17 protein-coding genes are annotated in these 18,124 nt (G+C 71.5%); 6 read left to right on the top strand and 11 right to left on the bottom strand.

Going from position 1 to position 18,124, the window contains the following annotated elements; translation table 11 throughout:
- Positions 1–111: 111 nt before the first annotated feature.
- Positions 112–2,436, top strand: a complete 2,325-nt coding sequence (locus ACFLIM_RS14570; RefSeq protein WP_393165416.1) for a beta-glucosidase family protein — start codon at positions 112–114, stop codon at positions 2,434–2,436.
- Here the strand turns inward: ACFLIM_RS14570 and ACFLIM_RS14565 are convergent, their stop codons facing one another.
- The 4 genes from ACFLIM_RS14565 to ACFLIM_RS14550 form a co-directional block, all read right to left on the bottom strand.
- Positions 2,437–3,426 carry an endonuclease/exonuclease/phosphatase family protein gene (locus ACFLIM_RS14565; protein WP_393165414.1) on the bottom strand — a complete coding sequence of 330 codons (990 nt, stop codon included), beginning with the start codon at positions 3,424–3,426 and terminating at the stop codon, positions 2,437–2,439.
- A gap of 108 nt (positions 3,427–3,534) precedes the next feature.
- Positions 3,535–4,326 carry an SAM-dependent methyltransferase gene (locus ACFLIM_RS14560; RefSeq protein ID WP_393165412.1) on the bottom strand — a complete coding sequence of 264 codons (792 nt, stop codon included), beginning with the start codon at positions 4,324–4,326 and terminating at the stop codon, positions 3,535–3,537.
- Between the two features lie 72 nt (positions 4,327–4,398).
- A complete protein-coding gene (locus ACFLIM_RS14555) occupies positions 4,399–6,276 on the bottom strand; it encodes a M6 family metalloprotease domain-containing protein (RefSeq protein ID WP_393165410.1) in 1,878 nt (625 codons plus the stop codon).
- A 78-nt stretch (positions 6,277–6,354) separates the two neighbouring features.
- A complete protein-coding gene (locus ACFLIM_RS14550) occupies positions 6,355–7,110 on the bottom strand; it encodes a PP2C family protein-serine/threonine phosphatase (protein ID WP_393165409.1) in 756 nt (251 codons plus the stop codon).
- A gap of 321 nt (positions 7,111–7,431) precedes the next feature.
- Here ACFLIM_RS14550 and ACFLIM_RS14545 point away from each other — a divergent pair, with 321 nt between their 5' ends.
- From ACFLIM_RS14545 to ACFLIM_RS14535, 3 genes are read left to right on the top strand one after another with little or no spacing between them, the layout of a single operon-like run.
- Positions 7,432–8,586, top strand: coding sequence for a sensor histidine kinase (locus ACFLIM_RS14545; protein WP_393165407.1), 1,155 nt, complete (start codon positions 7,432–7,434; stop codon positions 8,584–8,586).
- Positions 8,583–9,701 (top strand): hypothetical protein, encoded by a 1,119-nt coding sequence (locus tag ACFLIM_RS14540; protein ID WP_393165405.1) that lies wholly within the window; start codon positions 8,583–8,585, stop codon positions 9,699–9,701. The genes ACFLIM_RS14545 and ACFLIM_RS14540 overlap by 4 nt, the downstream gene beginning before the upstream one ends.
- Complete coding sequence (locus ACFLIM_RS14535; protein WP_393165404.1) at positions 9,671–10,354, top strand: response regulator; 684 nt, start codon at positions 9,671–9,673, stop codon at positions 10,352–10,354. Before ACFLIM_RS14540 ends, ACFLIM_RS14535 begins: the two co-directional genes overlap by 31 nt.
- A 41-nt stretch (positions 10,355–10,395) precedes the next feature.
- Here the strand turns inward: ACFLIM_RS14535 and gvpK are convergent, their stop codons facing one another.
- A complete protein-coding gene (gene gvpK, locus ACFLIM_RS14530) occupies positions 10,396–10,509 on the bottom strand; it encodes a gas vesicle protein GvpK (protein WP_393165402.1) in 114 nt (37 codons plus the stop codon).
- Positions 10,506–10,661 carry a gas vesicle protein GvpJ gene (gene gvpJ / locus ACFLIM_RS14525; protein WP_393165400.1) on the bottom strand — a complete coding sequence of 52 codons (156 nt, stop codon included), beginning with the start codon at positions 10,659–10,661 and terminating at the stop codon, positions 10,506–10,508. The genes gvpK and gvpJ overlap by 4 nt, the downstream gene beginning before the upstream one ends.
- Positions 10,662–11,004: 343 nt before the next feature.
- Here gvpJ and ACFLIM_RS14520 point away from each other — a divergent pair, with 343 nt between their 5' ends.
- The gene (locus tag ACFLIM_RS14520) at positions 11,005–11,256 is read left to right on the top strand and encodes a lytic polysaccharide monooxygenase (protein WP_393165398.1); all 252 of its coding nucleotides are present in this window, start codon (positions 11,005–11,007) and stop codon (positions 11,254–11,256) included.
- 120 nt (positions 11,257–11,376) lie between these two features.
- Positions 11,377–12,444 (top strand): C45 family autoproteolytic acyltransferase/hydolase, encoded by a 1,068-nt coding sequence (locus tag ACFLIM_RS14515; RefSeq protein ID WP_393165396.1) that lies wholly within the window; start codon positions 11,377–11,379, stop codon positions 12,442–12,444.
- Positions 12,445–12,447: 3 nt separating this feature from the next.
- On the opposite strand, the gene ACFLIM_RS14510 is transcribed toward ACFLIM_RS14515, so the two are convergent.
- From ACFLIM_RS14510 to ACFLIM_RS14490, 5 genes are all read right to left on the bottom strand, one after another.
- On the bottom strand, positions 12,448–13,611 hold the full coding sequence (locus ACFLIM_RS14510) for an acyl-CoA dehydrogenase family protein (protein ID WP_393165394.1): 1,164 nt from the start codon (positions 13,609–13,611) through the stop codon (positions 12,448–12,450).
- A gap of 374 nt (positions 13,612–13,985) precedes the next feature.
- Positions 13,986–14,555, bottom strand: coding sequence for a hypothetical protein (locus ACFLIM_RS14505; RefSeq protein ID WP_393165392.1), 570 nt, complete (start codon positions 14,553–14,555; stop codon positions 13,986–13,988).
- Between the two features lie 22 nt (positions 14,556–14,577).
- Positions 14,578–15,888, bottom strand: coding sequence for a hypothetical protein (locus ACFLIM_RS14500; RefSeq protein WP_393165390.1), 1,311 nt, complete (start codon positions 15,886–15,888; stop codon positions 14,578–14,580).
- Positions 15,889–15,990: 102 nt separating this feature from the next.
- The gene (locus ACFLIM_RS14495) at positions 15,991–16,785 is read right to left on the bottom strand and encodes an alpha/beta hydrolase (RefSeq protein WP_393165513.1); all 795 of its coding nucleotides are present in this window, start codon (positions 16,783–16,785) and stop codon (positions 15,991–15,993) included.
- A gap of 31 nt (positions 16,786–16,816) precedes the next feature.
- Positions 16,817–18,028 (bottom strand): metal-dependent hydrolase family protein, encoded by a 1,212-nt coding sequence (locus ACFLIM_RS14490; protein ID WP_393165388.1) that lies wholly within the window; start codon positions 18,026–18,028, stop codon positions 16,817–16,819.
- Positions 18,029–18,124 lie beyond the last annotated feature (96 nt).

Below are 18,124 nucleotides of genomic sequence, written 5' to 3'. Positions count from 1 at the left end.
TCCATGGCTCCGAAACTTTCGGCGGTTCTTCGAAATATTCTTGACGAGGTTTGCGGCGGCACCCTAGAGTCCAAATCTAATGGTCGGGACGAACTCTCGAAAGTTTCAGCCATGACATCTGTGAACGCGCCGGGCCTCGCGCCCTGGCGGGACAACGCCCGCACGATCGACGAGCGCGTGGCGGCCCTGCTGGCCGAGCTGACCATCGAGGAGAAGGTCGCGCAGCTCGGATCCGTCTGGGTCCAGACGGACGAGCCGGGCAAGGTCGCACCGCTGCAGCACCTCTTCGTGGAGCCCGCGGGGCTGGAGGAGGGACTGGCTTACGGGCTCGGGCACCTCACCCGCGTCTTCGGCACCGCCCCGCTGAGCCCCGCCGAGGGGGCGGCCCGCCTGCGCTCCTTCCAGCAGCGGGTGATGGCCGCGAACCGCCTCGGTATCCCGGCCATCGCCCACGAGGAGTGCCTGACCGGGTTCGCGACGTACGGGGCGACCGCGTACCCGACGCCGCTGGCCTGGGCGGCGACGTTCGACCCCGGGCTGATCGAGCGCATGGCCGGGGCGATCGGCCGCGACCTGCGCTCCGTCGGCGTGCACCAGGGCCTGTCGCCGGTGCTCGACGTCGTACGCGACTACCGGTGGGGGCGGGTCGAGGAGTCGCTCGGTGAGGACCCGTACCTCGTCGGCCAGCTCGGCGCCGCCTACGTGCGCGGCCTGGAGGGCGCCGGGATCATCGCCACGCTCAAGCACTTCGCCGGGTACGCCGCCTCGCGCGCAGGGCGCAACCACGCGCCGGTCAGCATCGGGCCCAGGGAGCTGGCGGACGTGATCCTGCCGCCGTTCGAGACCGCGTTGCACGAGGGCGGCGCGCGGTCGGTGATGAACTCGTACACCGATCTCGACGGCGTGCCCGTCGGCGCCAGCGCGGACCTGCTGCGGCGGTTGTTACGCGAGGAGTGGGGGTTCGGCGGAACGGTCGTGTCCGACTACTGGGCCGTTCCGTTCCTGGCCTCCATGCACGGCGTGGCCGAGGACGACGCGGCGGCCGGGGCGGTCGCGCTGCTGGCGGGCATCGACGTGGAGCTGCCGGAGACCGTCGGTTACGGCGAGCACCTGGTCGAGCACGTCCGCGCGGGCCGGGTCGACGAGTCGGTGGTCGACGAGTCGGTACGCCGGGTGCTGCGGCAGAAGATCGAGCTCGGCCTGCTGGACGGCGGCCCGCTCGTCCCCGGCGAGGCGGACGGCGTGGACCTGGACGGCCCGCGCAACCGCGAGCTCGCCACCACGGTCGCGGAACGTTCCCTCGTGCTCCTGAGCAACCCCGCCGCCCTGCTGCCCCTCGATCCCGGCACGACCGCCCGGATCGCCGTCGTCGGGCCGTGCGCCGACGACCCCCGTACCCTGCTGGGCTGCTACGCCTTCCCCAACCACGTGCTCGACCGCTACCCGGGGCACGGCATGGGGTTGCCGATCGCGTCCATCAGAGAGCGCCTGACGGTGGAGTTCCCGCACGCCGGCATCCGCTACGCCCTCGGCGCCGACGTGTCGGGCGGCGACGCGTCGGGCATCGGCCCGGCCGCCGCGATCGCGGCCGAGGCCGACGTGGCGCTGGTGTTCGTGGGGGACCGGGCGGGGCTGTTCGGCGGGGGCACGTCGGGGGAGGGCTGCGACGCGGCCGACCTGCAGCTGCCCGGCCTCCAGCCGGACCTGGTCGAAGCGGTCCTGGCCACCGGCACGCCGACCGTGCTCGTCGTGGTGTCCGGGCGCCCGTACGCGCTGGGCGCGTACCAGGACCGGGTCGCCGCCGCGATCCAGGCGTTCTTCCCCGGCGTGGAGGGAGGGGCGGCGGTCGCCGGCGTGCTGAGCGGCCGGGTGAACCCGTCCGGACGCCTGCCGGTGCAGATCCCGGACTCGCCCTCCATCAACCCGTCCACCTACCTCCAGGCGCCCTTGGGCCGGCGGGCGGAGGGCATCACGGTGCTGGACCCGACGCCGGCGTTCGCGTTCGGGCACGGGTTGTCGTACTCGGCCGTCGAGTACGTGGCCCTCGCGACCGACCGCACCGAGGTCCCCACCGACGGCGCCGTCGAGGCCCGGGTGACGGTCCGCAACACCGGGGCCAGGACGGCCGAGGAGGTCGTGCAGCTCTACGCCTCCGACCCGGTCGCGCAGGTGGCCAGGCCCGCACTCCAGCTCGTCGGGTTCGCCAGGGTGTCGCTGGAGCCGGGGGAGACGCGGGTGGTGGCGTTCGAGGTGCCCGCGGACGCGTTCTCCTATACCGGGATCGATCTGCGGCGCATCGTCGAGCCGGGGACGATCACGCTCGCCGCCGGCCCCTCCGCGGCTGATCCGCCGCTGCGCGCCGTCATCCGGCTCGCCGGGGAGACCGTCGTGCTGGGGTCCGCGCGGCGGCTCACCACCAGGACGAGGGCGGTCTGACTAGGGGAGGCGGAGCTCGGCGAACACGCCGCGGTGGTCGGTCCTGGGCACGTCCACGATCTCGACCCGGCGCACGGCCACCCGCCGGTCGGCCAGGACGTGGTCGATGGAGATGATGGGCGGGATCGGCCGGAAGTTCGGCCAGGTCGGGATCAGGCTCTTGCCCACCTGGTCGGCCGCGTCCACGTAGCCGCGGCCCAGCAGGTCGCGCAGGGCGCGGTGGTCGAGGCTGGCGTTGAAGTCGCCGGCCAGCACCCGGACGGTCGAAGGCGAGGCCGAGGGCAGGGCGCGCAGGGCGGCGTTCCACTCGGCCTCCATCCGGCCGAGCGGCGGGTTGGGGTGCACGGCCACGAACTCGACCTTGCCGCCGCCGGGCAACGTCAGGGTGGCGGCGGGCATGTTGTGCCCGATCGGGGTGAACAGGCCGGTCAGCTCCGTCACCGGGTACTTGGCGAAGATGCCGCTGCCGGTGGCGCCGAAGTCCGCCTGCAGCACCCGGTACGGCAGGAGCTGCCTCAGCCCGGCCGCGTCCAGGCGTTCGACCTCGGCCGGAGTCAGCTCCAGGGCGCTGAACACCTCGACGTCGAGCCTGCGTACCAGATCGACCACGGTCGCGGCGTCGCCGCGGCCGAACAGGTTGATCGCCAGCACCCGCAGCGGCGCGCCGTTCGCCACCGGCTGCTCCGCGCCGAACGCCCGCGGCGCCAGGACCGAGACCATGACCGCGCAGACGAGCGCCGCGGCGAGCGCGGCCGGGCGGTTGCGCCTGAGCAGCGACAGGAGCGCGGTCAGCGCCGCCAGCCCCGCCCCGTAGGGGGTCACGGTCATCAGCTGGGTGAGGAACGAGCCCGTCTCCAGGCCGCCGATCCTGACGACGGCCCAGACGGCCAGCAGCGTGACGACCGTCCAGGACAACCACCGCCTGCGGCGTTTCCCCGGCGGCGAGGGATCCTCGGCCGCGGCCCGCCCGGTCTCGACCGTTGTGCTCACTCCGCCGTCCTGTCCCCCGAGCCGATTCATCAGCTTGAACCTTAAACCGCCTCGGAACGGGACGCGGCTCGCCCACAGCCGGCTCTCAGCGTACAGTGTGCGCAGGACCTAGGGCTTCTTGCCGACCCCGGCGTACATCCAGGTCGCGGCCTCCGTGAACAGCGGCTCATCGTGCCACTCTGAGACCGCCACGAGCCCGGGCTCGACCAGCTCGAACCCGTCGAAGTAGCGGGCGATCTGCTCCCCGGTCCTGGGTGTCCTGTGCATCGCCTGCTTGCTGGTGGCCGACAGGTAGTGGTCGGCGGTCTCCTTGTCCAGGAAGTCCAGCGTCAGGTGGCTCAGCACCAGGTGGCTGCCGCTGGGCAGGGCCTCGGCGAACTCCTTGACCAGCGCGGCCGGGTCGTCCTCGTCGGGGATGTGCATGAGGATCGCGATCATGATGAGCCCGATGGGCTGGGTGAAGTCGAGAGTGGACAGCACGTCGGGGTGGTCGAGGATGGTGCGCGGCTCGCGTACGTCGGCCTCGATGTAGGCCGTCTCCCCTTCGGGCGTGCTGGTCAGCAGGGCCCTGGCGTGCGTCATCACGATCGGGTCGTTGTCGACGTAGACCACGCGGGACTCCGGCGCCTCCGCCTGCGCGACCTCGTGCGTGTTGCCCTGGCTGGGGATGCCCGTGCCCAGGTCGAGGAACTGCCGGATGCCGAGCCGGGAGAGGCGGCGCACGGCCCGGCCGAGGAAGGCCCGGTTGTTCCTGGCGCTCTCGCGGATGCCCGGCACCGCCGCCATGGTCTGCTCGGCTACCCGGCGATCGGCTTCGAAGTTGTCCTTGCCGCCCAGCCAGTAGTCGTAGACCCGGGCGGAATGGGGGATGTTGGGGTTGATGCCGTGCGGAGCGCTCACGTGCCTGATCTTAGGCCATGGCGAATGCCGCTCCCAGGCGGCCCGTACCGGCCGCCTGGAAAGGGCGTCCCGTCAGGTTCCGGTGACGATGTCCAGCTTCCACGCGGCGAGCACCCCGGCGGTGGCGTGCGACGGGGCCAGGTCGCTGACCCGCAACGTCCATCCGCCGCCCGCGGGCTGCCCGACCAGCGGCGTTACCGCCGAGGGTGGCTCGGTCCCGTACTCCAGCAGCTTCGAGGTGTCCAGCTCCGCCCGGTGCGACAGGACGATACGGCGGCCCGTCGGCGAGTGCAGCACCAGCCGCAGGTCCTCCGGGTGGTTGTGGTCGAGGTCGATGAGGATCTTCAGTGTCCGCACGGTGCCCTCGGCCTCGATCGTGATGGTGTCGGCGACGCCGTGCGGATCGCTGTCGGGAATGCGCAGGGCCGGCCGCGACACCGAGATGAACGAGGCGCCGTTGACCCCCACGGCGCCCGCCCTGAACCGGATCGACGGACCCGGGTCGCTGATCGCCGAAAGCGTCAGGCCCGACTCCGCGCCGTTCCACAGCAGGCTGGCTGGCACCGTCGAGTGCGACAGAGCGGTGCCGTCCACCCGGCCGTACAGGTCGCGGCTGTCGCCCGCGTTGAGGTTGTTCTCCAGGTCGAGATGGCCGTCGGCCTGGAGCAGCCCCACCTGGAAGTGCCGCAGCGGCGTCCCGTCCTGCAGTTCGTTGGAGCCCCGGGTGTCGCAGTGGTAGACGGCCAGCCCGCCGGCGGGCAGGTGCAGGTCGAAGCCGAGCTTGGCGCGGTTCTCCACCAGGAAGTACTCCTCGGCCGACCCGGTCGAGTAGCGGAACACCCTGCGGTAGTCCCCGTGCCCGGCCTCGAACGTGCCGCCCGCGTTGAGGTCGACCTGGTCCGGGCACCAGCCGGCCAGGTCACGCAGGTAGGCGTGGACCGGCGCGGGAGTCTTGCCGCCGTTCAGGTGGTTGCCGGAGCTCATCAGGCAGTACAGGCCGAGGCCGGAGCTGGCGAAGTCGTCGCCGTCGCGGCGGCCGTAGTCGTACAGATCCGGGAAGCGGCAGAGCAAGTGGCCCGACTCGTGGCAGAACGTGCCGATCGAGAGCTGCTCCGGTCCCTCGCCCATGCTGGTCACCAGGTAGAAGTGGGTGCGGATGTCGCCGAACTCCAGCTCGATGACGCTGTTGTGCGGCCACAGGACGCTGTCCTGGATGTACTGGGTCTTGCCGGCGTACATGATGATCAGGGCGTCGACGACCCGCTGGCCGAGCGAGTCGTACCGGCTGAGGTCCACGCCGGAGTCGACGGCCGCCTGGAGCGCCTCGGGGACCAGCACGTCGTGGTTGTCCGGGTCGGCGTAGAAGGTGATGTCGTGGCTCATCCTGAACGGGCCCACGACGTCGTTCGTGAAGTGGAGCAGGCCGCCCGACACGATCTCGAAGTACTCGTTGACCGAGCACGCGTTGCCGTTCTCCCGGTAGCCGGGGGCGTTGAGCAGCGCGTCCACCTGGGCCTGGGTGACCGTGGTGGCCTGGTCGGGGAAGTCGACGAGGATCGTCAGCCCGCGCACCGTGCCGACGCTGAGCCTGCGGCCCTCCAGCAGCCCGCCCCGCGGCCCGAACGTCATCGCCGAGTCCGCCGCCGCCTCGGCCGAGAGCCCGTCCAGCCGGCGCCGCCGATGCGCGTCCGCCCTGAGGGAGCCGGACTCGCGCAGGTGGCGCGGCACGTCGCCGGGCGCGTCGTGGGAGTCGATCCTGACCCCCGTGGACTGGAAGCGGCCGTCCTTGAGGCCGGCGTAGCAGTAGGCGCCGGCCGAGCGGTCGTAGACGGCGGTGTAGCCGTCGAGGGTCTCGTAGCGGGCGTAGTGCTCGTCACCGAAGACGACGAGCCGCACCTCCTCGCCGTCCGCCTGGGTGAAGCTCAGGGTCTCTCCGAAGATGGCGCTCATCGAACCCTCCGGTTTCCTTGTGGGAGATTTCCCCGATCGTCGCGTCGGAGCGGGAATCCGGCCTGAGTACCCCCGTACTCATGCGGTGACGAAGTCGGCGATGATCACGGTGGCGTCGTCCTTCGGCTCCACGGCGGCCATCTCGTCGTACAGCCGGTCCAGGCAGGCGACCGGGGACACGCCGGCGGTGAGCAGCTCCTGCACGCGGGGGACGCCGAGGGCCCTGACCACGCCGTCCGAGACGATGACGATCCGGTCGCCCGGGCGCAGCGGCACGGTGCCGACCTCGGGGTTGAGCGCCGACGGCAGGCCGACCCCGCGCAGCAGCGGGCCGTCATCGAAGGAGTGCGACGTGGTCAGCGGCTGCGGTTCCTTGCCCTTCGCGCAGTGCCAGATCGCGCCGTTGCCGACGTGCGCGAAGCGCAGCCGCGGGCTCTCGCCCGCGTCCAGGACGACCAGATCCAGGGTGCTGACCAGGTCGGGCATCGCGGGGTTGCGCAGAGACGCGGTACGCACGGCGCGATGTGCGGCCTGGGCGCACTCGTCCAGGTCCGCCTCGCGGGTCCCGGTGTGCTGCGGCCTGCCGGCGACCACGGCGCCCAGGGCCAGGGCGGCGGCCGTGTGGGCCAGCTCCGTGCCGCCCGCCCCGTGGGCCGCCGCGATCAGCCGCTCCTGGATGACGTACGCGTCGGACGGCGGGCCGTACGAGCCCTCGTACGTACCGCCCACCGCCACCAGCCGCGCCCGCGTCACCGGCATGCCCGACGGCCAGTTCCCGCGCCGCCCCCGCACGGTCATCACCGACAGGCAGGAGATCAGAATCGTGATCGCCATGAATGTCATGGGGTCCCCTCTCGTCGCCTCATCGCGACCCTCGCCAAGTACACGCCTATGTGAGGAGACGCGTCTGACGGCTGATCGGCCGTCGTACGGGTGTGACGGCCGATCAGCCGTCATGCCGCCCGAGCTGCGACGGGCCAGGGTTCGATGAAGGCGGTGAATACCGCATGAGAGCCGGCACGAGGGAAAAAGCCATGCGACCCATGTCCCCACCCGCGGCCAGAAATTCCTGTTTCTTTTTACGCACCCTTCCCATCCATACCGGGTGCATTATTCTGAGACCCGTCTTGTGCTCCCATCGCGAGCGGGCGGCCCATGTCTCACGGCGGTTCAACGAGATACGACTCGGCGGCCAGGCAATTGCAGAAGACCGTCACGCGCGCCGGCGCGGGGGCCCGGGGCGTGGTGGGCCTGGTGGCGGTCGTCGCGGCGGTGCTCGCCGCCGTCCCGCCGGTCTCCGCCGTGTGGCTGGTGCCCGCGCTGGCGATCGACCTCGTGTGGACCCTGCTGTTCCTGCGCCTGGCGTGGCGCAGGCAGCCGTTGCCCGGCCGGCTGGTGGCCGGTGATGCGGCCATCACCGTCGGTTTGTGCCTGGCGCAGGGGCATCTCGTGGCGGGGGAGGCCCTCGAAGGGGGATCGAGCTGGATCGCGGGGCTGGTCACGATGACGATCGTCGTCGCCGGGATCACCTGGCGGCCCCGGGTGGCGGTGCCTGTCGGGCTGGTGGTGGCGGGGGCGTACCTGGTGGGGTTGCGGCTGGTGGCCCCGTACCAGGATGGGGCGGGGACGCTGGGGATCCACCTCGTGCAGATCCTCTCGATCGCGGTGCTGATGACGCTGCTGCGCCGCTCCGCCGCCTCGGCGGACGCGTTCCTGCGGGAGAGCGCGCGGGCCGAGATCGCGCTCATGGTCGAACGGCTGCGGCGCGAGGACGAGCTGAAGCAGGTCGGCAGCATCCACGAGACGTCATTGCACACGCTGACGATGGTCGGCCTCGGCACGTACGACCGGGCCTCGGCCACCCTGCGCGCCCAGGTGGCGACCGACCTGGCGGCGCTGGAGAAGCTGCGGGACACGCCGCCCGCCGAATCCGTGCCGATCGCCTTGGACGCCCTGCTGGACGAGGTGGCCGGGCGGGCGAAGGGGCTGGACGTGCGCAGGCGGCTGGCGCCGGAGACGGTGCCGGGAGACGTCGCGGAGCGGTTCGCCCGGGCCGTCACCGAGGCGCTGGCGAACATCGCGCTGCACGCCGGCGTACGCGCGGCCGAGCTGGTCTCCAGCAGCCGCGACGGCGAGATCCGGGTGGAGGTCGCCGACGAGGGCGGCGGGTTCGACCCGGCACGCGTGCCGTCCGACCGGTTCGGCGTGCGCGGCTCGATCCTCGACACCATGCGCTCCCTGCCGAACGCCGGCGCAGACATCTCCTCAGGAGACCGGGGCACCCGGGTCAGCCTGTGGTGGCGGCCATGACCGAGGACATCGAGCAGGTCGCGCAGCGCTACGCCCGCTACACCACGCTCGGCGCCATCGTGATCACCGTGGTCTGGCACATCGGCTACGACCTCACGGTCACGGTCACCGGCTGGAGCACCTTCCGCTGGCCGTCGCTGGCGGCGGCGTCCTGGATCGGCTACGCCGCGATCACCGCGTTCACCGCGGTGGTGCTGGTGCGCACGTTCAGCGGGCCCGCCAGAGTACGCGAGCTCGCCCTCGCCGTGCTGGCCGTGGACGTCGTGGTGATCGTGGCCTGCCGGCCGCAGGACCTGCTCGGCCCCAGCGACTGGGGGTGGGGCTCGGTCGGCTGGCTCGGCGTCATGCTGTTGTGGAACCGGCCACGCTGGCGGCGGGAGCTGACCGCGTTCCTCGCCGCGAACGCCGGCATCATGCTCGCCGCGATGGCCGTGACCGGGATGCTCGACCGCGTCTCCATCGCCAAATACCTGATGGTCATGGTCGGCAGCGTCACCCTCCAGATCGGGTACATGGCGGGCTGCCACACCCTGCGCGCCCGCGCCCACGACGCCGTGGTGCTGGCCCGCAGGCTCGCCGCCGACGACGCCTGGCGGGAGTCCGCGCGCAGCATCCACGCCGACCGCATCCGCAGGTACGCCGCCATCCGCGACGTGGCCGAGTCGCTGCTGGAACAGCTCGCCGACGGCGCCGACCCGGGCGATCCGCGCGTACGCGAGGACTGCACGGCCGGAGCCATGCGGCTGCGCCGGCTCATCACCGAACGCGAGGACGTGCCGGACGAGCTGGTGTCGGCGCTACGCGAGCGCATCGACGCGGCCGAACGGCGCCGGGTCCTCGTGACGGCGCCCCCGTTCGGCGCGAGCCTCCCCGAGCTGCCGGACGGCGTGCGGGAGGACCTGCTCAGAGCGCCGATCGAGGCGCTGGACGGGGCCAGGTCGCGGGCCCGGGTCACCGTGTCCGCGATGTCCACCATGGTGAGCGTGGCCGTCGTCGCCGACAACGACGACCTGCCCGTCATCACCACCCCGGTACACGAGCCCAGCGGGGTCGTCGTCACCTATCAACGGCAGGGAGGGGAGGTATGGGTCAACAGCATCTGGCAGGACGCGTGACGGTCGCGCTGGTGGAGGACCACCAGGTGGTGGTGGACGGCGTACGGTCGTGGTTCGGCCCGCCGGGCCCGGTGGAGCTGGTCGCCCAGGGGCCCACCATCGAGTCGGTCCGCGGCACCGCCGCCGACGTGCTGCTGCTCGACCTCAACCTCAACGGCACCATGGTCATCGACCGGGTCGCCGAGCTGTGCGGGGGCGGGCAGCGGGTGATCGTCTTCTCGGAGCACGAGGAGCCGGAGACGGTACGCGCCGCGCTCGACGCGGGCGCGTCGGCCTTCATCGGCAAGGGCCGGGCCACCCGGGAGTCCTGCCTGGAGACCATCCTGGAGGTGGCCGCCGACCGGCCCAGCGTCACGCCACCGATGGCCCAGGCCATCGCCACGGACGAGGGGCCGCACCGGCCACAGCTGTCTGACAAGGAACGGGCGGCGCTGCTGTACTGGTTCCAGTCGATGTCGAAGGCTTCGGTGGCGGCCCGGATGGGCATCAAGGAGCGGACCGTGCGCCAGTACATCGACCGGGCACGGGTGAAATACGCGGCAGCCGGCCGCCCGGCACCCACCAAGGAGAAGCTGCTCATCTGCGCCATCCAGGACGGCCTCCTCCAGCCGGACGAGGTAACGGTCTACACCTCTCGCGCCGCATCGCCCTAGCGTTCGTACGGTGGGAGGGTCGAAAGGCATGGTCCTCGGCATCAGGAGTCCGGCGTTAGTACGGTGCCCTCGCGTGGCAGGAGCGGGCCGAGGGGGCCGAGGTCCAGGTTGAGGTCGTTCGCCGTGATGCCGTAGCGGTGCTTGAGGTCGGTCATGCCCAGCGGAGGGCCTGGATGGTGAGCACTTCAATGCCGATCAGTGAAACCTGAACGAATGCGTCGATCACAAGCCCTTTGTCCAGAATGAGCTCGACGACGTCACCCAGGCCGCTGGAGCCGGAGCGCTCAACGACAGCCGGGGTTGACATGGTCTCTCCCTCCTTTTGACACCTCGATGGAAACCCCATCCTGTGTCGGTATGTCAGCGGCTTCCATGTCGTTTGACCTATTCGCCGCGACCAGCCGGATTGGATGACAAGCTCGGCGCGTGATCTGGTTTTCGGTCGCGAGGGTTGAAAGTTTCACCGGCTCGGCCCTGCTGCTAGGAAAACCCTTTCCGCTATTCAGCAGGGCCGCCAACCAGGGCAACACTGGACAATACGGTGCGTTGACAAAGGATCGTCATTTGTATGGATTTATTACGTCAGATACCGTCGCCGAGCGGAGCGCTCCCCATCAGCCGGACCCCTCGACCGGAACACGGAGACCGCTATGCCCCAAGTCGCACCAAACCGCTGGGCGCCACGTGCCCTGGCCCTGCTGCTGTCCATGGCGATGCTCTTCGCCGTCCCGCTGGCCGACACCGCCTCGGCGCACGGCTCGGTCGTCGACCCGGCCTCCCGCAACTACGGCTGCTGGCTGCGCTGGGGCAGCGACTTCCAGAACCCGGCCATGCAGCAGCAGGACCCCATGTGCTGGCAGGCCTGGCAGGACAACATCTGCAGTGACGTCAACTTCACCTGAGCTCTCGCTTCGCCTGCCGCCGGAGCCCGTCCGGCGGCAGGCGCTATGAGCCCCGAAGGGCAGGTTCGCGGGCCTGCTGCCCGGGGTAGTGCCTTCCGCATCCGACCTGATGGGCCGTTCATGACATTTCCCACTTTCATTTCCACACAGACCGAGCCGCGCGCCCGCGGCAAGGAGCTCGGCACGCACCGGCGCAAGGAGATCGCCGCCAATTTCGCCGGCTACACCGACCTGTTCGCGGTGGCCGGGGCCGCACCCGGGCAGGTCAGGGCGTGGGGTGAGCAGGCGCTCGACCGCGGCGCCGCCTGGGCACCTCACCTGGCGGACGAGATCGCGGGGATCGCGGCGGGCGCCGGGCTGGAGCCCTGGCAGGTGGCCGTGGTCAACGCCCGTACCGAGATCCTGGCGGCCATCGACGCGGTCGGCGAGGGGGAGTGCTCCACCTCCGTCGTGCTGCCCGGGGCCGGAGCGCCCCCGCGTACGGTGCAGACCTGGGACTGGCACGACCACCTGCGCGACGCGCCCATGTTGTGGGAGCTCGAACCCCGCCCGGGGCACGTGGTCCGCACGTTCACCGAGGCCGGGGCGCTGGCCAAGATCGGCATCAGCGGCGCGGGCCTCGGCGTGCACTTCAACATCCTGCGCCACGACTCCGACTCGGCCGATCCAGGGGTGCCCGTGCACCTGATCGCCCGCAGGATCCTGGACGAGGCGGCCACCGTCGAGGAGGCCGCGGACATCGCGCGCTCGGCCACGGTGTCGGCCTCCACCGTCATCACCGCCGTGACCGCCACGGAGGCGGCGTCCATCGAGATCTCCCCGGCCGGCGTCGCCGTCATACCGCCGGAGCCCGGCGGCGTCCTGCTGCACTGCAACCATTTCCTCGACCCCGCGCTGGCGGTGGGGGAGCGGCACGCCACCGAGCGGCCCGGCACATACGTCAGGTTCCAGCACCTGCGCGAGCACGTCGAGGGGCTCGCCGACGACGACCTCACCACGAGGGCGCACGCCATGCTCAGCCACGGCCCCGACCAGGCGCCCGTCTGCGCGCACCCCGATCCGCAGGAGCCGATCAACCAGCGGTGGGAGACGCTGGCCACGATCGGGCTGGACCTGCCCGCCGGGCGGCTGCGGGTGCACCAGGGCGGGCCGTGCCAGGTCACCGAGGCGACCTGGCAGACGTTCTGAGCGTCAGTGGAACGCGGCGATCCCGGTCAGGGCCTTGCCGAGCACCAGGGTGTGGATCTCCGACGTGCCCTCGTAGGTCAGCACCGACTCCAGGTTCACCGCATGCCTGATCACCGGGTATTCCAGGGTGACGCCGCTCGCGCCGAGCAGCGTGCGGCACTTCCTGGCGATCTCCAGGGCCTCGCGCACGTTGTTCAGCTTGCCCGCGCTCACCTGCTCGGGCGTGAGCGTGCCCGCCTCCTTCAACCGGCCCAGGTGCACCGCGAGCAGCAGGCCCTTGCCCAGCTCCAGCGCCATGTCGGCGAGCTTTTCCTGGGTGAGCTGGTAGGAGGCCAGCGGCCGGGCGAACACCTCGCGCTCGCCGGCGTACGCGATGGTGGTCTCCAGGCAGTCGAGCGCGGCCCCCATCGCCCCGAACACGATGCCGAACCTGGCCTCGTTCAGGCAGCTCAGCGGCCCGGACAGGCCCCTGGCGCCGGGCAACATCGCCTCCTGCGGCAGCCGCACGCCGTCGAGCACCAGCTCGCTCGTCACGCTCGCGCGCAGCGAGATCTTGTGCTTGACGTCGTTGACGGTGAACCCGGGGGTGCCCGCCGGGACCAGGAAGCCCCTGATCCCCTCGTCGGTACGCGCCCAGACCACCGCCACGTCCGCCACCGAGCCGTTGGTGATCCACATCTTGGTGCCGTCCAGCACCCAGTCGCCGCCCTCGCGCTTGGCCGTCGTACGCATGCCCGCCGGGTCGGAGCCGAAGTCCGGCTCGGTCAGGCCGAAGCAGCCGATGCGCTCGCCCTTGGCCATCGCGGGCAGCCACTCCTGCTTCTGCTCCTCGCTGCCGTACTTCCAGATCGCGTACATGGCCAGCGAACCCTGCACCGACACCAGGCTGCGCAGCCCCGAGTCGGCCGCCTCCAGCTCCAGGCACGCCAGCCCGTACGCGACCGCGCCCATGCCCGCGCAGCCGTAACCGTGCAGGTGCATGCCGAGCACGCCGACCTCGCCGAGTGTGCGGGCCAGGTCGCGCGCGGGCAGTTCCCCGGCCTCGAACCAGTCCGCGACGTGCGGTCGGATCTCGCGGTCGCACACACGCCTGACCGTGTTCCTGATCTCGCGTTCCTCCTCGGTCAGCAGCGTGTCCAGGGCGAACAGCGCGGTCGGTGCGATCATCTGGACCCCCCTCGTATGTGGATCCAATATTACCGGCGCCCCCCATCCAGCAGGCCGCGCCGGCCGAAGAGCCGCAGGTCAGCCGCCGCCCCCTGCGCGAGGGTCCACCGCATCCGCGAGCTGCTGGAGGCCCCACGCCGGGCCGTAGCCCGCCTCACCGACGCCGGCCTCGACCGGCAGATTGGCCCGGTGACTGCCGCAAACAGCCACCGATGAGGCGCTGTGGTAGCGGCTGCCGATGCGCTCTGCTCGCTCATGGCCGCGCTCTCCTCCCGCCTGGTCTCCATCTGGAACGTACTCGCGACCACCATGATCGTGAGAGCCTCGGGCAAGCGGCGGCGGTCGACTACCCACCTGGACCGGCTCCGCGCTCGCTAGCGCAGGCTGAGGGTGGAGATTCGCTCGCCCTTGTGGTCGAGCAGTTCGACGCTCGTCCCGTTGCGGTCCGGCCACCAGGCCAGCGCCTGTAGCCCGTGTTCAGGGACCCGGATCTCCGCTCCGTCCACCCGGACGGCGCCCACCTCCGCCGATAACCGCACCAGGCAGAACGCCAGCCACTTCGGCGGCCAGGGAATCCAGCGGCTGGAGCGGGTGTCGTACCGTGTGCTCTCGCCGGCTTGCGCGTGGCCGTCGAGCACGGCCGCCGCCGGGCGCGGCGCCAGCACGTCCTCGTCGCCCGGGTCGGCCGCGGTGGTGCTCCCGCTGCGGACGTGCCAGCGGCCGGCGCGCGCCTGCGAGAGCAGCCAGACGTCCAGGCGGAACGACCCCACGTCGTCGAGCCGGGCGAAGGCCGCGGCCGCGATCCGTTCGCCGACATGCAGGGAGAGTGGCGTGAACCGGTGCCGTCCACCGAGGGTTTCCGGCAGCGCTTCCGGCAGTCCGTTGGCTATCAGCCGCCTGCTCTCGGTGACGGGGGTGTACCCAAGATATTGAGTACGATCCACGCGCTCATCGTACTCGCGGACCTCACTTCGCGCAGGCGTCGCGGCAGCCGCCGAACCGGACTGCGTCAGACGGTACGAAAGCCGTCTCCGCGGTCTCCTTCAGGGCCGCCGTCATGGAGGTCTTCCAGATGGGGCCGGGGATCGACGTGCCGTGCACGTTCGCGTAGTGACGGCCTCCGATGGTGACGTCGGTCATCACGTTGCGCAGATCGGCGCCGAGGCTGACGGCGGAGGCCAGGTCTGGGGTGTAGCCGGCGTACCAGGCGGCGACGTAGTTGTCGGTCGTGCCGTCCATGCCCGCCGCGTCCCGGCCGAGGCCCTTGAGCGGGCTCCTGGCCGGCGCGCCCGACAACACGCCGGTCACCGCGTCGGCGACGTGCGGGTCGAGCACCTGCTCGCAGCGTGGCGGGAAGGCGCGTACGAGGCCCGAGCCGTCGCGGACCTCCGTGACGGCATGGGGCGCGCAGTGCTTGCCCCTGGCGGCGAACGTGGCATAGGTGCCGGCCACCGAGACCGGATCCACTTCGTTGACGCCCAGCGCGAACGTCTCGTATACGACCAGCGGCGCCCCGTCGGCCCGGCCGAGCCCGAGCCGCCTGGCCATGTTCACGGTCTCGCAGAGGCCGACCTTCTCCGTCACCTTCAGGAAGAACGTCTCCTCCCCGGCCCATACGCCCGATCGCAGGGTGGTGAACTCGCCGTGGTCCTGTTTCCGGTTCACGACGGAGTGAGCCGGGTCGCCGACCGCCTCGCCCGCGCAGTTCTTGAACGCCGAGTAGGTGGGCGCTCGGTATGCGTCGGAGTACGGGAAGCCGTCGTCGTACCGCATGCCGCTTTCGAGCGCGGCAGCCAAGGCGTAGGCCATCGCCGTGGTGCCCTGCTGGAGACCTCTCGCGTCGCCGGGCGTGCGGCTGGTGGCCATCGCCCTGATCTCGCCGGTCCCCGGGACGATCATGGCCTGGGTGGCCACCTGCGGGTCGTCGCGGCTGACGTAGTGGTCGATGGCCTGCTGGGCGGCCCCCTGCATGCGCGGGTCGATCGTGGTCTTGATGGTGAGGCCGCCGCGGGTGAGGAGATGCTCGTCGGCCGCGCGGAGCTCGTCCTGCACGCGCCCGCACAGCCACGGATGTCCGCTGCCCGCGCAATCGCCGGAGAACTCCTCGATCAGCGCGCCCTGAGCGTCCACCAGCCTGCTCTTCTGCACCACCGTGGGGGCGACCACCAGCCGCTCCCTGACCGGTTTCCCGTCCCCGACATCCCGGAGCAGCAGGAAGGCCGAGACCAGCAGCACCACCGCCACCGCGGCACCCAGGACAATGCGCGGTGGTTTCATACGGTCACCTCGGGATCAGGAAGCGGCCGTCAGGCCAGATGACGATCATACGCGTCGCTACCACGCGGGCGTGACCGCCGGCGTCAGCGAGCGCCCGCCGGACTAGTGAGATCCGCGGATCCGATCGGCCAGCTCCACCACGGCGCCGACCACCTCGGGGCCGTTCAGCATGGCCAGGTCGTTGTGGTCCGCTCCGGGCACTTCGACGGTCGTGACCTGCCCTCGCGCCGACTGGGCCACCGCCCTGCTCAGGCTCGGGGGCACGATCGTGTCGCGTGTCCCGTAAAGGACGACGACGGGGGCTCGTACGTTCGCGATGCTCTCCGCGACCGGGAAGCGGTCCCGCAGCAGTGCACTGACCGGCAGGAACGGGTAGTTGGCCCGCCCAGCCGCCGCCAGGTCGGTGAACGGCGAGCGCAGCACCAGCCCGGCGGGCGGGCGCTCCAGCGCGAGCCTGGTCACCACCCCGGCACCGAGACTCTCGCCGAAGTAGACGACCGGCCTGTCCCCGACGAACGCGCGGGCCGTCCGGACGTCGAGGTGCAGCCCCTCCTCGGTGGGGGTGCCCGGGTTGCCGCCGTAGCCGCGGTAGTCCATCAGCAGCACCGGCAGGCCGTGCGCCGCCAGCGCGCGGGCCAGCGGCGCGCGGTGCAGCCTGTTGCCCGCGTTCCCGCCGGCGACCAGCACGGTCACGGGATGCTCGCCGGGCACGAACCAGGCCGCCAGCCGGATCCCGTCGCTCGTGGTGAACGAGACGTCGCGCGCACCCGGGATGACCGCCGCGGCCGGCGGCGGCTGCGTGCGGTCGGGCAGGTAGATCAGGTGCCGCTGGAACATCCACAGCAGCCCGAGCAGCAGGACCAGCACCGCGACGATCACGAGAGCGGTGCGCGTCATCGTCGTCACCCTGCCGACGATACGCACGCCCTCACGGCGACACGAGCACGCCCGCTTGGATGACGTGGCGGATGCGGCCGGGGTCCGCCAGGACCCCGATGTCGTGCAGCGGGTCGTCGTCGAGCACGAGCAGGTCGGCGTGCGCGCCCACGGCCAGCGTGCCGAGCTCGCCCGCCAGGCCCACCAGCTCGGCCGCGCCCGTCGTCGCGGCCCGCAGCACGTCGAGCGGCCGCTGCACCTCGCACCGCAGCCGGAACTCGTGGCTCTGGTGCCGGTGCATGCCGCCCAGCAGGTCGGTGCCGTAGGCCAGCCGCACGCCGCCGCGGGCGGCGCGCTCCAGCGCGACCAGGCCCGCTTCGAGCACCTCGTCCACCTTGCGCCAGCTCCGCTCCGGCAGCCCGTACGACAGCCCCTCCTTCTTGAGCGCCCAGTACGTCACCAGCGTCGGCACCAGGTACGCGTCGTGCCGCCGGAACAACTCGACACTGCCGTCGTCGATCAGGTTGCCGTGCTCGATGGACCGCACCCCCGCCTCCAGGGCCCGGTCGACGGCTCGCGCGGTGTAGGCGTGCGCGGCCACGTAACGGTTGGCGGCCTCGGCCTCCTCGACGGCTGCCCGCAGCTCATCCATCGAGTACTGCGTCGAGTCGATGCGGTCGGTCGGGGAGGCCACGCCGCCGGAGGCCATCACCTTGATGTGGTGGGCGCCCTTGCGCAACTCGTCACGGGCGGCGGCGCGTACCGCGTCCACGCCGTCGGCGACCCGGCCGACGCCGGAGCAGCAGGGGTGGTCGTCGCGCAGGTGCTCGCCCCGGCCGCGGAAGTCGGCGTGGCCGCCGGTCTGGCTCAGTCCCTTGCCGCCGAACAGCAGCCGGGGGCCGCGAACGAGCCCCTCGGCCTGGGCGTCGGCCAGCCCGTAGTCGGCGCCGGACGCGTCGCGGACGGTGGTGAAGCCGCGGTCGAGCATGGCGCCCATGATCCGGATGCTGTGCGCGGCGACGTACGAGGGGGACATGGAGGCGAGCGAGCCCAAGTTCGCGGTGGAGGCGGTGACGTGCACGTGCGCGTCGATCAGGCCGGGCACCACGTGGGCTCCGGCGAGGTCGATCACCCTTGTGTCCGCGGGCGCGCTCAGCCCCGGACCTGTCTCGACGACGCGGCCGTCGGCGCAGCGCAGGTCGCCCTCGGCGTACTCGCCGGAGGCCACGTCGAGCAGCAGGGCATTGCGCAGCAACAGGCTCATTCGGCCATCTTCCCAGCGGGCTCCGCCAGCTCTTCGGCCTCTCTCCGAGGTCGCCGGCACCAGCGCGGCCGGCGGCCGGGTCGCGGGCTCCTCACG

The organism is Nonomuraea marmarensis (assembly GCF_043197025.1).
Taxonomy (GTDB): domain Bacteria; phylum Actinomycetota; class Actinomycetes; order Streptosporangiales; family Streptosporangiaceae; genus Nonomuraea; species Nonomuraea marmarensis.
The sequence above is the reverse complement of the archived record's forward strand: the minus strand, read 5'-3'. Positions and strand labels throughout refer to the sequence as shown.